14 protein-coding genes are annotated in these 15,204 nt (G+C 46.9%); all 14 read right to left on the reverse strand.

The genetic code is table 11. The annotated features are described in order from the left end of the window. Window positions 1–35: 35 nt before the first annotated feature. Window positions 36–809, reverse strand: coding sequence for a flagellar motor protein MotD (gene motD / locus SFSGTM_RS09530; protein WP_162084950.1), 774 nt, complete (start codon window positions 807–809; stop codon window positions 36–38). Between the two features lie 9 nt (window positions 810–818). Then, a complete protein-coding gene (locus SFSGTM_RS09535; RefSeq protein WP_162084951.1) occupies window positions 819–1,559 on the reverse strand; it encodes a flagellar motor protein in 741 nt (246 codons plus the stop codon). Next, on the reverse strand, window positions 1,541–2,272 hold the full coding sequence (locus tag SFSGTM_RS09540; protein WP_162084952.1) for an RNA polymerase sigma factor FliA: 732 nt from the start codon (window positions 2,270–2,272) through the stop codon (window positions 1,541–1,543). The genes SFSGTM_RS09535 and SFSGTM_RS09540 overlap by 19 nt, the downstream gene beginning before the upstream one ends. Window positions 2,273–2,275: 3 nt before the next feature. Next, window positions 2,276–3,064 carry a MinD/ParA family ATP-binding protein gene (locus SFSGTM_RS09545; RefSeq protein WP_162084953.1) on the reverse strand — a complete coding sequence of 263 codons (789 nt, stop codon included), beginning with the start codon at window positions 3,062–3,064 and terminating at the stop codon, window positions 2,276–2,278. Next, window positions 3,057–4,331, reverse strand: coding sequence for a flagellar biosynthesis GTPase FlhF (gene flhF / locus SFSGTM_RS09550; RefSeq protein ID WP_162084954.1), 1,275 nt, complete (start codon window positions 4,329–4,331; stop codon window positions 3,057–3,059). The genes SFSGTM_RS09545 and flhF overlap by 8 nt, the downstream gene beginning before the upstream one ends. Next, on the reverse strand, window positions 4,328–6,412 hold the full coding sequence (flhA, locus tag SFSGTM_RS09555; RefSeq protein WP_162084955.1) for a flagellar biosynthesis protein FlhA: 2,085 nt from the start codon (window positions 6,410–6,412) through the stop codon (window positions 4,328–4,330). Before flhA ends, flhF begins: the two co-directional genes overlap by 4 nt. Then, a complete protein-coding gene (gene flhB / locus SFSGTM_RS09560) occupies window positions 6,409–7,581 on the reverse strand; it encodes a flagellar biosynthesis protein FlhB (protein WP_162084956.1) in 1,173 nt (390 codons plus the stop codon). Before flhB ends, flhA begins: the two co-directional genes overlap by 4 nt. A gap of 151 nt (window positions 7,582–7,732) precedes the next feature. After that, complete coding sequence (locus SFSGTM_RS09565) at window positions 7,733–8,497, reverse strand: MBL fold metallo-hydrolase (RefSeq protein WP_162084957.1); 765 nt, start codon at window positions 8,495–8,497, stop codon at window positions 7,733–7,735. Continuing rightward, the gene (locus SFSGTM_RS09570) at window positions 8,494–10,701 is read right to left on the reverse strand and encodes a CHASE2 domain-containing protein (RefSeq protein WP_232525954.1); all 2,208 of its coding nucleotides are present in this window, start codon (window positions 10,699–10,701) and stop codon (window positions 8,494–8,496) included. The genes SFSGTM_RS09565 and SFSGTM_RS09570 overlap by 4 nt, the downstream gene beginning before the upstream one ends. Next, the gene (gene rfaE1 / locus SFSGTM_RS09575) at window positions 10,686–11,624 is read right to left on the reverse strand and encodes a D-glycero-beta-D-manno-heptose-7-phosphate kinase (RefSeq protein WP_162084958.1); all 939 of its coding nucleotides are present in this window, start codon (window positions 11,622–11,624) and stop codon (window positions 10,686–10,688) included. The genes SFSGTM_RS09570 and rfaE1 overlap by 16 nt, the downstream gene beginning before the upstream one ends. Beyond that, complete coding sequence (locus tag SFSGTM_RS09580; RefSeq protein ID WP_162084959.1) at window positions 11,621–12,943, reverse strand: UDP-glucose dehydrogenase family protein; 1,323 nt, start codon at window positions 12,941–12,943, stop codon at window positions 11,621–11,623. The genes rfaE1 and SFSGTM_RS09580 overlap by 4 nt, the downstream gene beginning before the upstream one ends. Before the next feature lie 23 nt (window positions 12,944–12,966). Then, a complete protein-coding gene (pyrF, locus tag SFSGTM_RS17030) occupies window positions 12,967–13,656 on the reverse strand; it encodes an orotidine-5'-phosphate decarboxylase (protein ID WP_179954401.1) in 690 nt (229 codons plus the stop codon). Beyond that, window positions 13,657–14,811, reverse strand: coding sequence for a lipopolysaccharide assembly protein LapB (gene lapB, locus SFSGTM_RS17035; protein ID WP_179954402.1), 1,155 nt, complete (start codon window positions 14,809–14,811; stop codon window positions 13,657–13,659). After that, window positions 14,801–15,097 (reverse strand): LapA family protein, encoded by a 297-nt coding sequence (locus SFSGTM_RS09590; RefSeq protein WP_232525955.1) that lies wholly within the window; start codon window positions 15,095–15,097, stop codon window positions 14,801–14,803. The genes lapB and SFSGTM_RS09590 overlap by 11 nt, the downstream gene beginning before the upstream one ends. Window positions 15,098–15,204 lie beyond the last annotated feature (107 nt).

The following is a 15,204-nucleotide window of genomic DNA, read 5'->3' on the forward strand; positions in this document are numbered from 1 at the left end:
CGTAACAAAGTTACACTGCGATGACAATCTGGACTTTAATGTACTATTGGTGCAACCAAAGTTGTTTCTCTCGCAGCTTCAGGCAAGTTAGACAGTATTACCACTTCCACCCGACGATTACGTGCCCTATTTTCTGCCGTATCATTTGGCATAATGGGCTTATTTGGTCCATTACCAACCACCATTAAGCGATTTTCTGCCACACCATTATTCATAAATTCACGCGCAACACTACTTGCCCGAACAGCAGAAAGCTCCCAATTAGACGCAAAAGCCGAATTACTAATTGGTACATCGTCAGTGTAACCATCAATTTCAATATCGTTACGTTGCATCTTCAGCACGTTGGCAATCGCACCCAGTGCCTGTCTCGATTCAGCCGCCAATTTTGCATCACCCGGTGCGAATAACAAACTGGCATTAATTTCTATGCTTACACCATGTGCTGTCTGTGTCACCCGTACTTTGCCTTCTCGAATGAGCGGTGATAGTGCATGCAAAATATCATTCGCCACATTAGTCATCTGCGACCGCTCTTGACGAATTACCGTACTATCATTGGATTTATTTGTAATAGCCTTGGACTTATTTTTACTGCTGCCGGGATTTTGTTCGCTGGCAGAGCCAAAAGCGCTCCCCAGTGATTCAGACAAAACTTTATATTTGCCTACATTGACTGCTGAAATGGCATACATCACCACAAAGAATGCAAACAGCAAAGTCATAAAGTCAGCATAAGACACCAACCAACGGTCGAGATTATCATGCTCTTCATCATCATCCCCCTGCCTTCTTTTTCTTCGTGACATTACCTGCCCCTAGCGTAAATAGGCCGCCAAACGATCTTCAACTACATGAGGGTTTTCACCGTTAATAATCAGCAACAAACCATCAGCAATCATTTCATGTGCACGAACCGATTGATTTACGATCACTTTTAACCGATTCGATATCGGCAGAAAAAACAAATTGGCAAAACCCACACCGTATATAGTCGCGACAAAAGCTACCGCAATACCACTGCCTAACTTAGCTGGGTCTGTTAAGTTCTCCATCACGTGAATCAAACCTAATACCGCACCTAATATACCTATAGTAGGTGAATAGCCACCCGCTGCTTCCCAAATTTTAACCGCCTGCCTTTGCTCCAAGGCATAAGCATCAATTTCAGTGTCAAGTATCGCCCTTAGTTTCTCTGCATCGATACCATCTATGATCAAACGCAAGCCTTTAGCAGTAAAAGCATGTTTGGAAGAACGCATATACGGTTCCAGACTCAACAAACCTTCGCGTCTTGCGGTATTACTCCACACGAAAATTTCACGCATGATGGCGGGACGAGTATCTTCTGGCGGCTTAAATAGCCAGCGCAACATACGCATGCCGCGTTTAAACACCGGCAATCGGGTTTGTATCAAGACCGCCCCGAGCGTGCCCACGACCACAATAATAAACGCAGCTGGTTGTAACAGCGAACCTATATGCCCACCGTCGAGCAGGTGCGCCACAAGTACCGCAGCTAACGCAAGGATAATACCTGTTAAGCTGCCCCAGTCCACAACTGGCTCCTTAAACTTGAACGAATACGTGCAACTGCCTGGCTATGCAATTGGCAAACTCGTGATTCTGATACACCCATTACCGCGCCAATTTCTTTCAAATTCAATTCTTGCTCGTAGTACAACCCCATCAATAATTTTTCGCGCGCAGGCAAACTGTCTATCGCCGTAATCAACGCATCTCTGAAATCATCTTGAAGTAGACCGGAAAGCGGGTCTCCCGACACATCAGCACAGAAACGATCCAGAAAACTATCATGCTCATCATCGTCATGATAATCCTCATAATAAATCAACTGGTGACCGCTACTCTCACTGAGCAGATCCTGATATTCAGCCAGCGTCATTTTCATCGACTTGGCCACTTCCAATTCGGTCGGCATGCGCCCTAATTTTTGCTGTAACGCGGACATGGCAACTTCTATTTTGCGCATATTCTGACGCAAATTACGTGGCAACCAGTCCGTACTCCGCAATTCATCCAGCATCGCACCACGTATGCGTTGTACAGCATAAGTCTCAAATTGCGCACCGTGTGACTCTTCATAACGGTTTACAGCATCCAACAGGCCTATCATGCCAGCCTGGATCAAATCATCCACCTCAACGCTGGAAGGTAATTTAGCCCGAAGTTGATAAGCCAATCGTTTCACCAAAGGCGCATGCTCTTTGAGTAATTGATTTTTATCAGATTTGCCGTTTGCGTTATACATAAATCAAGAAATACCTAATTGCCCTGCAATACGTCTAAACGCCACCGAAGCCATAGCCATCGGAAAGGCATCAATAACGGAACGTCCTAATCGCGCGGCACGGCTTAAATGGTCATCAGCAGGAATTGAACCCATAAAATGTAACGGCACCGCAAGATAACGACTCGCTGTTTTCGCTAGATTAGCATAAACCAGCTGCGCCTGTTCTTCTTCTGCATTTGTTACCAATACACCGAACCCACGACGACCGAGATTTGCATTCAATTGTTTAATTAAAGCGTAACCCGCTTTGATTGATTCTGCACTAGTCGAAATATGAATAACCACTTCTCCATCCGCCAATGCCTGCACAGGCAAGCTATCTGAACTATCCAATTCAGCATCCACAATAACCGTACCATATTGCTGCGCCAGCACACTTAACACATTGGACAATCGTTGCTTATCTTGTTCACTATAATGAGTTTCCTGCGCATTTCCACCCAGTACTGACGCAAAATTAAAACCATTTTGTATAGGCTGTATCACTTCATTTAAAGCACATTCTTGCCGCGCCACAGCCAACAAACCTGCGCGACGTGTGCGCCCCAAACGCGCCCCCACACCGTCACGATGACGAGCATCGATCAAAATTGCGTCATTCCCCAGATGCGCAAATGATGCGGACAAATTGGTTAACATCGCATTTTTTTCAGCGACACTTAGCACCGACAATAATGTCACTATACGAGGCTTAGGCCCCGCCAGCATGCGCCGCAATCCTGCGGCCTGATCTATATGTAAATTAGCCAAGATGCACCCCACGCAATGTAGCATCCTGATTGGCACGTACAGCATTAGCCACAATCAAAGATAACTCATCATCCAATAATTGAAACGCGTTGGTTTCGCGACGCAATTTAAATGCACGCTCAATCAAATCTGCACGCTGTACAGTATGTAAATCTTCAGGTACACGCTGTCCATTAGCTACATAATACAAATTCAGTTTTTGCCGTATCACTACATCCAGCACATTACCTATAGTAGCGGCTTCATCCACTTTAGTGACTATGCATCCAGCCAAACCACTGCCTTGATATGCACGCACCACTTCGTTCAAAGTCTCGCCAGTAGACGTTGCATTCAGGCACAACAGGCGTTTCACTTGCGCACCCATACCAGACAACATCGCCACCTGTTCAGCAACCATCTGGTCGCGCTGATTCATACCAACGGTATCAATCAATACAGTATGCTTACCTTTCAACTCTTCAAGCGCAATGCGTAAATCACTTTCATCTTTAACTGAATGCACCATGACGCCAAGGATTTTGCCATAAATACGCAGTTGCTCATGACCGCCAATACGATAACCATCAGTCGTAATTAAAGCCAGCTTATTAGCACCATGACGCATCACACAACGCGCAGCTAACTTAGCAGTAGTGGTAGTTTTGCCCACGCCAGTTGGCCCAACCAGAGCAAATACACCACCCTTCTCCAGAATTTCGTTTTCATTGCTCATCACATTGATATTGCGTGACAACACAGACTTGATCCAAGCCATTCCTTCAGGAAATGAGTTCACTGCAGGCAAATGCTCTATCAAATGCCGCGACAGGCCAGCGCTAAAACCAGTTGAGAGTAATTCACGCATAATTTCAGCACGACTAGGATCGCGATGCTGCATAGCACCCCAGGAAATTTCGCTCAACTGCACTTCCAGCATACTGCGCATTGCACGAATTTCTTCCATCATTTCGTTCATTTCGCGCTGCGTGTTGACCTGGCTAGACGGAGTAGTTGACGCCACCTTTGCGACAGCAGGACGAACTGTCGGACGTGTAACCACTGCTGCTGGTTCTTCATCGAACCGCATCAGTGGCGCCTTGTTTTCCACCACTTTATCAGCAGATGGGCTGACCAATGAGGCTATATCATCTCCAGCCAACGCCATGATTTCTACACCATTAGGCACTTTACGGTTAGACAGAATGACAGCATCCTCTCCCAACACATCACGCACCTGGCGTAATGCATCACGCGAATTATTCGCTATAAATTTCTGTACGTTCATACTTGACCTCCAACTAAACTGGTTACTCTTATGGTTTTAGAATCCGGGATTTCTGCGTGTGACAACACTTTCAACTGTGGAATTGCGCGACGTAAGAAACGAGCCAGCAACGCACGCAATGAACTTGGAACGATTAACACGGGAGGCAAACCCATTTGCTCTTGCTGGCGAGTTGCCAGATTCGCTTGCGTAGCTAAAGTATCAGCCAAACCTGGCTCTATACCTGCGCCATCAGGACCGCCTGCATTGATAGCCTGCATTAGCAACCTTTCCAAACGATTATCCAATGCCATCACAGACAACTCTTGTGAACCTGGATATATCTGCTGCACGATGGCGCGTCCCAGTGCAATACGCACCAGCGCTGTCAATTCGTTAGTATCCTGCACTTGCCCGGCATGCTCTGCCAGAGTTTCAATAATGGTACGCATATCACGTATATGCACGCCTTCAACTAGCAAATTCTGTAATACTTTCTGTAAAGCAGCTAACGTCATTAGCTTGGGCACTAAATCCTCAATCAATTTAGGTGACTCAATTACCAAATGATCAATCAACTGCTGCACCTCCATCCGCCCTAATAACTCAGCTGCATGCATGCTCATCAAATGGTTAAGATGGGTTGCTACAACTGTACCCGCATCAACTACGGTATATCCAAATGATTGCGCCTGATCCCGCAAACCACCTTCTATCCAAATCGCAGGCAAACCAAAGGCTGGGTCTGTCGTGGCATTGCCAGGTAGCGTACCGCTGACCACACCAGGATTGATAGCCAAAAACTGCCCATCAAATGCTTCTCCCAGCCCCATCTCTACGTCTTTAAGCGTAATGCGATAAGCCGAAGGACGCAGTTCCAAGTTGTCACGAATATGGACAGAAGGTGGCAAAAAGCCAATTTCCTGTGCGAATTTTTTACGTATGCCTTTAATCCGTTTAAGCAATTCACCGCCTTGTGTTTTATCTACCAGCGGAATCAAACGATAGCCAACTTCCAAGCCCAATGTATCCACAGGCACGATGTCTTTCCATGTTGCTTCCTCTAATTCAGAAGGCGCTTGTGCGGGCGCTTGCTCAGGAACAACCGCAGCCAGTTTTGCTTTTTGCACAAGCACATAAGCACCACCAGCCAACACAGCAGCCAACATGACAAAAGCCACATGTGGCATACCAGGTATCAATCCCATACCACCAATAATGCCTGCTGCGATATACAATACAGCAGGCTTAGCAAACAATTGATTCAACAACTGGCTACCAATATCCTGATCGCTTGCAACGCGAGATACAACGATACCAGCCGCTGTAGAAATAATCAGTGAAGGAATCTGCGCAACTAAACCATCACCGATGGCGAGCAAGGTGTAGTTTTTAATTGCCACGTCAAATGCCAGATCATGCTGCACCATACCAACTATCAACCCGCCGATGATATTGATGATGGTAACCATAATCCCTGCCACGGCATCACCACGCACGTATTTACTCGCACCATCCATCGCGCCGTAGAATTCGGCCTCTTGTGCAACATCTGAACGACGTTGACGAGCTTCTTGTTCACCAATCAGACCTGCATTCAAGTCAGCATCAATCGCCATTTGTTTACCTGGCATCGCATCCAAAGTAAAACGCGCACCCACTTCAGCGATACGTCCAGCACCCTTGGTAACCACCATAAAGTTAATAATGGTCAGGATAATAAATACCACAATACCTACTGTGTAATTACCACCTATCAAAAAGTGACCAAATGCCTCAATTACCTTACCAGCTGCATCTGGACCAGTATGACCTTCGGTCAACACCACACGCGTAGATGCAACGTTCAATGACAGACGCAGCATAGTGCTAACCAGCAACACGGTTGGGAACACAATAAAATCAAGCGGTTTAACCGTATACAAACTGGTCAACAACACAATGATAGACAGCGCTATATTAAAGCTGAAGAAAATATCAAGGATAAATGCAGGTAATGGCAACACCATCATCGATAACATCACGATAATGATGATAGGGGCGACTAGTACTGCGCCACCGGTTACGCCTGTCATCCAGGCTGGTAATTTAAATCCGTTCATAGCGGCATCCCATCAAGTAGTGGTTTAGCAGCAGCTGGATTCAACGGATCCAACTCAGCAGGCACATCAATATCTTTAGGCATAGTCGGAGCAACACCACCACGGACACGGTAGCTGCGTAACTGGAATACATAAGCCAGAATTTCGGCCACTGCGGTATAGAGCGCTTGTGGAATCTCCTCACCCAAATCAGTGTGTTGATACAAAGCACGCGCTAAAGGCGGCGCTTCTAATGTAGGAATATTATTCGCAGCTGCGATTTCACGAATTTTGGCTGCAACTTCATCTGCGCCTTTCGCCACCACAATAGGTGCACTAGATCCACCATCGACATAACGTAATGCCACTGCATAGTGCGTAGGGTTAGTGACGACCACGTCAGCCGTAGGAACTTCAGACATCATCCGGCGACGCGCCATTTCACGCTGTTGCTGACGTATTTTTGCTTTAACTTGCGGATTACCATCAGCTTCTTTGGCCTCTTGACGCACTTCTTCACGCGTCATTTTCAGCTTTTCAGCATAGTGGTACATTTGATAAGGTGCATCTATCGCCACAATCAGACCCAGTGCTGAAGTCATGGAAATAAAGGCGTACCACAACAACTGTCCAACGTGAGCTGTACTTGCCTGCACCGATTCATTGCCTAAAGCCATCACAGCTTCTTTTTCATGCAGCATGACCATCCATGCGACAACACCGACCAGTGTTGCTTTGGCAACGGCTTTCACCAATTCCACCAAGGCATGAGTGGACACCATATTGCTCAAACCCTTGATTGGGTTCATTCGTCCAAAATTAGGAACAAGTGCTTTATTGCTGAACAACCAGCCGCCTATTAGTGCAGGTGATAATAAAGCCACTAGAATTAGTAAACCAGCCAATGGTGCAAAAGCGACCAACAACTTCATCAGATTTGCGCCAATTTGGGTATAAATCAGGTTCATATCAAACACCTGATCACGCGTAAATGACATGCCAGAAACCAGCATGGCTTTCAGTTCGCTCACCAAATTACCACCGCTCATCCACAATCCTGTGCCAGCAGCCATTAAGCCAGTAAAAGTAGCCAGTTCTCGCGAACGCGGTACATCGCCATCTTCCCGCGCTTTTTCAAGTCGCTGGGCCGTGGCCTGTTCCGTTTTCTCTAGATCGCTATCTTCAGCCATCGCCTATTGCTCCTGAACACCCATCTCACTTTAAGACGGATTACACAGTTTCAATTATTGACGAGAAAACAGATGACGTATCGACGGAATAAAGCTGTAAAACCGTTTCTTTTCAGCTTAACGCAAGCTACTGGAGCAAAACGTAAAATGTTCAGAAATTAAATATTTGTCCCTGTTGTAATGCTTGTAACTGATACTCAACTGACTCTAGTTCAGCGATTTCACCCATGATAGTCTCTTCGCGCCCTGGCTTGAGATGCGTAATATAAATAGGAACGTTAGCCGTGAGCTGTTTTAACTCTTCAAGCAACGTTGAGGGGGAAAGATGCTTGGATATCTCAGCAATACCATGTTCATCCTGCGGAAATGCCGTTTCTATAATCAATGCATGTAAATTTTCAATTTTATTAATACAGTCCCACAACACGGGATTTTTCCCTGTGTCACCTGAGAAGACTATACTCGCCGTCGGACTGCTCAACTGATAACCAACAGCCGGCACGGTATGGTTTGCAGGCAAAGCCGTAATAACGCGTTCAGCGAGCTGTACCGCTTGATAAACATCGATGGCGCTATAGCGTAAATACGGACACTCAGGCGGAACCTCCGTAAAGTCCGGCCAGATACGCCAGTTAAAAATATCCTGGCGTAGAATTTCCAGCACAGTGTCAATCGCATAAACCGTGACGGGGCGATCACGCATTGCACCTACCGAATCCAGCAATAAAGGTAGCGCAAGTATATGATCCAGATGGCTATGCGTAATGAAAACATGATCTATCAGAGCCAATTGTTCCAGCGACAGTTGCAGCACGCCGCTTCCCGCATCAATGAGTATATCGTCATCAATCAGCATGGAAGTCGTATGACGCTTGCCACCTATACCACCACTACAGCCTAAAATTTGTAATTTCATTTGCTTGCAAACACCCATACACCGTCCCAATCCGCTGCTGGCGGATGTTCACGGAAGTAAATTATGCGGTCTAAATAGATTTGATATAAGCCGACAGGCACATTTTCAGCCTGAGCACGGATAATCATCGCAGCTAATTTGGATTGAGCCACATCCCAATGCTGCGTGCGATAAGCCTTAAGTACCTCTGAAAAATCCGACGCCAGTGCCAGCACATGCGGTGATACATCAGCACGCAATCCCAATGGTTGATAAATAATGACAGGCTTAAGCTTGCCTTTCACTCGCACACTATCCAGCTCAACAAATGCCATCTCAGGTAAGACCGCAAAAGTTTCCTCACCCACAACCATAGGAACATCATATTGTTTAGTGATCCCTTCCAGCCTTGACGCCAGATTTACCGCATCGCCCATCACGGTATAAGCCATGCGGAATTTCGATCCCATATTGCCGACACTCACTCGTCCCGTATTTACACCTACACCTACGTGTAATTGCGGCCAGCCTCGTGCTGCAAAACTCAGATTTAATTGGGCCAATTCTTCCTGCATGGCCAATCCTGCCAACACCGCATCGCGTGCATGATACATATTGTCCAGTGGTGCTCCCCAGAACGCCATCACGCAATCTCCCATATATTTATCTATGGTGCCTTGATGTGCATGGATAACTGCTGTCATGCTGCTTAAAAATTCGTTAAGCAAATCAGATAATTGCTGTGGCGTCAGTGTTTCAGAAACCGTAGTAAAACCACGCACATCTGAAAACAGAATGCTTAGATCCTTACTCTCAGAACGCATATTAAATTTTGATGGATCATGACTCATCTCATCAACCAACTCAGGTGGCACATATTGCCCGAATAACCCTGTTATTTGGCGCTTGGCCAACGATTCAGCAAAATAGCCCCAGGCCATATTCAAGATCATCAGCCCCAATATCAATACCATCACGGGGGCGACATTCAATACACTGCCGTGTTGCCACGCCCATGCTACCAAACCCAGGTAGACTGCTGCCAGACTCATGCTCAATAACGCACCACGCAAAGGGCTAAGCCGAGGCAATATCAACGCCAACAACATCCCCAAAATCAGCAACAGTGCCATTTCCAGCATATGTGCATATCCTGGCTGATAACGTAATGCGCCATCCAAAATGCCTGAAATCAGATTGGCATGTATTTCCACTCCGGGATAATTTTTTGCAACTGGCGTAACACGTAAATCCAGTAAGCCTGGTGCCGTGGTACCAACCAAAGCTATCGCATTTTCCAACAAATCTGCAGGTGCACGGCCAGTCATTACATCTACAGCGGATAGATAGGTATACCCTGGATAAGCACGATATGGAACTAACACTGCCCCCCGTTTATCCACAGGGATAAACATATCGTCAGCAGCAAGCGCGACATGCCGAGTATTAAATGGTGACTCTGTGATATTTTTGATTTGCAAATGTGTTTGCATCGCCGCTTGTAACGTCGCCAAAGACAAACTTGGATAAAGCGCACCCTGATATGAGGACAACATCGGCATACGCCGCGTCACGCCATCAAAATCAGCACTCATATTGAAATAGCCGGCACCTGTCGCTGACTGTTGTAAACGAACCAAATTCGCACCATACCCTTTGACTTGTAATAATTGCAGCGCACTTGCTCGCTGACTCTTCAACATGGGTTGTGGCAACTGCCCCAGGTTTTGCACATAAGGCGTAAAGTAATAACCTAGCACAGATGGTCCCAAACTCAGTGCCTGTGCGAAACGACCATCATAATCAAGACTGGGGCGTAACTGATTCAATACATGCTGAAATTCAGCATCATGCTTAAATTGGGTATTAGCCAGTTGTGTAAGTGCAGGCAAGCCAGAACTGGTATCCGTTTCAGCGAAGACCACGTCAAATCCGACCGTAGCAACTTTGTATCGTGTGAACAAAGATTCTGTCAGCAACGCCATCTGATCGCGCCCCCACGGCCAACGACCAATTTGCTTCAGGCTGGCCTCATCAATATCGATGATGACGATCCGCGGATCTATCTCATGGGGCAGCGTCATCAATAAGCGCGCATCGTAACTCCAGGCTTCCAGCCTGTCCAACATACCCAATCGTACTATGCCTGCGCTATGCATGATCAGCACAACACTGATCAGCAAGCTGACCAACACACGCAGCCAGTATTTCAGGATGTTGCCCATAACTCCTCAGGCAATACCACAGCAGTTCCCAGTTTGGCAACGACGATGCCCGCAGCGCGATTTGCCATCGCCATCGCCGCGGGTAAAGCTTCGCCAGCAGCCAGCATCGCACCTAACGTAGCAATAACTGTATCGCCTGCCCCACTCACGTCAAACACCTCACGCGCGAGTGTTGCCTGATGGAACACACCTGCCTCGGTAAACAAAGTCATCCCCGCCTCGCTACGCGTCACCAATAATGCCTGCAAGCTCAGCTGCGCACGCAAAGCCTCAGCTTTAGTACGGAACTCATTTTCATCACGCCAGGAGCCTGCCACTGCACGAAACTCGCTTAAATTCGGCGTCAGCACGCTGGCATATTGATAACGCGCGTAATCATCACCTTTGGGGTCAACCAGAATAGGAATGTTACGTGCATTTGCAGCTACTATCATCGCAGCAATATGCGTCAAACTCCCCTTGCCATAATCAGACAGAATAACCAAATCATAATCAGCTATCAGCGTATGAAAGCTTGCTAATTTGTCTGCCAGCACGGCATCACTGGGAGGTGTTTCAAAGTCTATGCGCAATAACTGTTGCTGACGACCTATCACCCGCAATTTGATTATCGTATCGACACTGGCGTCCTGATGCAGATTAGCTTGCACACCTGCTTCAGCCAATAACTGCGCCAGTTGTAACCCAGCTTCATCCTGCCCAACCACTGACAACAGTGTTACTTGCGCGCCCAGACTCGCTGCATTGCGGGCAACGTTAGCTGCACCACCCAGCCTCGCCTCTTGTTTGTGCACCTTGACTACAGGCACAGGTGCCTCAGGTGAAATCCGCGCCACATCGCCGAACCAGTAACGATCCAGCATCACATCACCCACAACTAAAATACGGGCGCGTGACAAATCGACGCGGGAATTTATACTCATTTACGACCTATGGCGAAATACTCAAACCCCAATTCACGCATTTGCGCAGGCTCATACAAATTACGCCCGTCAAAAATCACAGGATGTTTGAGGTTAGCTTTAATCACGGCAAAATCCGGGCTACGGAAAACTTTCCACTCAGTCACGATAGTCAACACATCTGCTCCGGCCAATGCGGCTTCGGGCGTATCGACCAAAGTAAGTTGTGGGTGATTGCCATAAATGCGCTGGGTCTCATGCGCAGCCGCAGGGTCAAACGCTTGCACATACGCACCGCGTTCCCACAGACCTTCCATTAACACACGACTGGAAGCTTCACGCATATCATCGGTATTTGGTTTGAATGCCAGACCCCACAAAGCAAAACGCATCCCCGACAAATCATTACCAAAACGCGCAATAATCTTGGACAACAATAGGTGCTTCTGCGCTTCATTCGCAGTTTCTACCGCATCAATCACGCGCATAGGCACGCCATACTCAGCCGCAGTACGACGCAAAGCCTGTACGTCTTTGGGGAAACAGGAACCGCCATAACCACAACCTGGGTAAAGGAAATGATAACCGATACGCTCGTCAGAGCCTATCCCTTGGCGCACATGTTCGATATCCGCACCCAGTTTTTCCGCCAGATTTGCCAATTCATTCATGAATGAAATACGTGTCGCCAACATTGCGTTAGCTGCATATTTGGTCAATTCAGCCGAACGCACATCCATCGCCACCAATCTGTCATGATTACGCTGGAACGGCGCATATAACTTACGCATCAGGTTAGTTGCTCGCTCATCATCAGTACCGACAACAATGCGATCTGGACGCATGAAATCATCTACTGCTGCGCCCTCTTTCAAGAACTCAGGATTCGAGGCCACGCTAAATTCCAGATCCATACCGCGATTACTCAACTCTTCCTGCAATGCCGCACGTACCTTATCGGCAGTTCCCACAGGCACTGTGGATTTATCTACAACCAACTTGTACTCAGTCATGTATTTACCGATATTACGCGCAGCTGCAACTACATACTGCAAATCAGCAGAACCATCTTCATCAGGGGGCGTACCCACAGCGATAAACTGAATCAAGCCATGCTGAGCAGCCAGTTCAATATCGGTAGTAAATTGCAAACGACCTGCGGCCACATTACGCTTCACCATGTCTTCCAGACCAGGCTCATAAATCGGAATGCCGCCTTGATTCAGAATAGCGATTTTTTTGGCATCCACATCCAGACACATCACGTTGTTACCCACTTCAGCCAAACACGCGCCGCTTACCAAGCCAACGTAACCTGTTCCTATCACGGTAATTTTCATCTAATCTTCCTTGCGTTTTACTTTTATAAAATATCTTGATGGATTGCTAACAATGCAGCCAATGGATCGGGTGCATGGGTAATGGGTCGACCAATAACCAGATAATCCGAGCCAGCTGCTAACGCAGCTGCTGGTGTCATTACTCTGTGCTGATCGCCTACTTCAGCAGTTGCTGGTCGTATACCTGGTGTAACCAGATTAAAATCCTTGCCCAATTCCTGTTTCAGCATACTGGCTTCCTGCGCGGAACATACCACACCATCTAAACCATTAAGCTTGGTTAATTTCGCCAATCTTAACACAGCAGCCCGAGGCGTATCCTGCAAACCGATTTCACGCATATCCACTTCACTCATGCTGGTAAGCAAGGTTACCGCGATCAATTTAGGTCGGTCAGCCGCATCACCCAGCGCCGCCCGTGCAGCTCGTAACATCGCACCACCACCTAGAGCATGTACATTCATCATCCACACACCCAAATTGGCTGCAGCAGCACACGCCAAACCGACAGTGGTTGGAATGTCATGGAACTTGAGATCCAGAAATACAGGGAAACCACGTTTCACCAGTTCCTCTACAAAACGGGGGCCAGCTGCGGTAAATAACTGCTTGCCTACTTTCAAACGACAAAGACTCGGATCCAGTTGTTGAACTAGCTTTAACGCTTCGACTTGATCTGGATAATCCAGAGCAACTATGATTTTAGTATCCATTTACTCTTTCAAAGGAGGAAAGCTGTCCCAATGATTACATGCGGGACAATGCCAAAAAAAACTACGCGCTTTAAAGCCGCAGTGCTCACATTGATACAAGGATTGCTGTTGGCTATAGCGTTGTACTATAGATTTTTTTAATTGCAAATCAGGCAATAAATCAGCTGGCGCGGTCAATAATTCGGCCTCTAGCAACTTGTCCAGCCCACGCAAATTCGGATGCGTTTGCAGTACCTCACGGGCTAACTGATGGGCAACAGTTGCACCGTGTATATTGAGCGTGGCATTAAATATGGTATTGAACAATTCAAATGACGGCACCCGTGCCAAAGCACCACGCAAATAAGCCAAGCCCTCGGCATCCTGTTGCAACGCCCGATAACTGGCCATCATTCTATCTGCCACCAATGCCAGATAGGTCACGTTTTGTGACTCTATGCGCCGCCAAATTGCGACTGCTTGGATATGATCATTCAAACTTGCAGCGATATCGCCAAGCAAAACCGTGGCGCGCACACAATCATGATTCGCTTCTAGTGCTTCATTCAAATATTGTCGCGCATCATCCAGGTCACCATGCGCATATGCAACATTTGCCAATTCACAATAATAATGGGCAATCTCAATGTGATACGACTTATTCGATGTGCGTGATAACGCGACAGCTGCTTCTATGGCTTTAGCCCAGGATTTTTCCTGAACATAAATCTCCAACAAAAATTGTTGCGCATCGCTATATCTATCCGTTTTGTACAATTGAGAAAAAATTTCTTCGGCCCTATCCAGCAACCCGGCTTTAAGATAGTCTTGGCCTAATTCAGACATTACTTTTAATTGACGTTCAGGCGACAAATCTTCGCGAGCAACGAGATTTTGATGCATACGGATGGCACGTTCGACTTCACCACGTTTACGAAACAGACCACCCAACGCAAAGTGCAGATCAACCGTATCACTATCAACCTTCACCACCTCAATAAAAGCTTCAATCGCTTTATCAGGCTGCTCATTGAGCAAATAGTTTAAGCCTTTAAAATACGAAGCTGGCACACTACGCGACTCACTCATGGCATGACGCATATCTACTCGTGCCGCCAGCCATCCTAAAGCAAAAAACAATGGAAATGCTAACAGCCACCACAATTCAAACTCCATGCCGCACTCCCTGAGACTCGCTCAATTTTGCTACTGATGATCGCAAAGCCAACAATTCACGCCGCTGCCTGAATAAATAGGTAAGTGATGCCGCCACACCCATACCTGCGCCAACCACAAAAAATATCAAAATCACCAGGATTAGTGGCATATGCCATTCGTAGCCTAAATAATATCGCAGCGTCACCACTTCACTGTTTTTAACAGCAAAACCCAGTAAAAAGATAAAGAGGATTAGCTTCAATCCTCCCCCTAAGTAACGCATCAATAATATATTTTTGGCCATGGCAGGATTTTACCTTAAAAACATTACTAGTCGGGCAGTGCTAGCTTACTGCATTACAGAATATTATCCGAAAAAAAACGGCATACCTCGCGATATGCCGTTTTTAT

Origin of the sequence: Sulfuriferula nivalis (genome assembly GCF_009937995.1) — a bacterium.
Classification (GTDB): domain Bacteria; phylum Pseudomonadota; class Gammaproteobacteria; order Burkholderiales; family Sulfuriferulaceae; genus Sulfuriferula; species Sulfuriferula nivalis.

Bases quoted from the DNA above. Each gene is read 5' to 3' on its own strand.
- SFSGTM_RS09565 (WP_162084957.1), bottom strand. From the start codon at position 8,497: ATGAAATTACAAATTTTAGGCTGTAGTGGTGGTATAGGTGGCAAGCGT.
- lapB (WP_179954402.1), bottom strand. From the start codon at position 14,811: ATGGAGTTTGAATTGTGGTGGCTGTTAGCATTTCCATTGTTTTTTGCT.
- SFSGTM_RS09590 (WP_232525955.1), bottom strand. From the start codon at position 15,097: ATGGCCAAAAATATATTATTGATGCGTTACTTAGGGGGAGGATTGAAG.
- motD (WP_162084950.1), bottom strand. From the start codon at position 809: ATGTCACGAAGAAAAAGAAGGCAGGGGGATGATGATGAAGAGCATGAT.
- SFSGTM_RS09540 (WP_162084952.1), bottom strand. From the start codon at position 2,272: ATGTATAACGCAAACGGCAAATCTGATAAAAATCAATTACTCAAAGAG.
- flhA (WP_162084955.1), bottom strand. From the start codon at position 6,412: ATGAACGGATTTAAATTACCAGCCTGGATGACAGGCGTAACCGGTGGC.
- pyrF (WP_179954401.1), bottom strand. From the start codon at position 13,656: ATGGATACTAAAATCATAGTTGCTCTGGATTATCCAGATCAAGTCGAA.
- flhB (WP_162084956.1), bottom strand. From the start codon at position 7,581: ATGGCTGAAGATAGCGATCTAGAGAAAACGGAACAGGCCACGGCCCAG.
- SFSGTM_RS09580 (WP_162084959.1), bottom strand. From the start codon at position 12,943: ATGAAAATTACCGTGATAGGAACAGGTTACGTTGGCTTGGTAAGCGGC.
- rfaE1 (WP_162084958.1), bottom strand. From the start codon at position 11,624: ATGAGTATAAATTCCCGCGTCGATTTGTCACGCGCCCGTATTTTAGTT.
- SFSGTM_RS09570 (WP_232525954.1), bottom strand. From the start codon at position 10,701: ATGGGCAACATCCTGAAATACTGGCTGCGTGTGTTGGTCAGCTTGCTG.
- flhF (WP_162084954.1), bottom strand. From the start codon at position 4,331: ATGAACGTACAGAAATTTATAGCGAATAATTCGCGTGATGCATTACGC.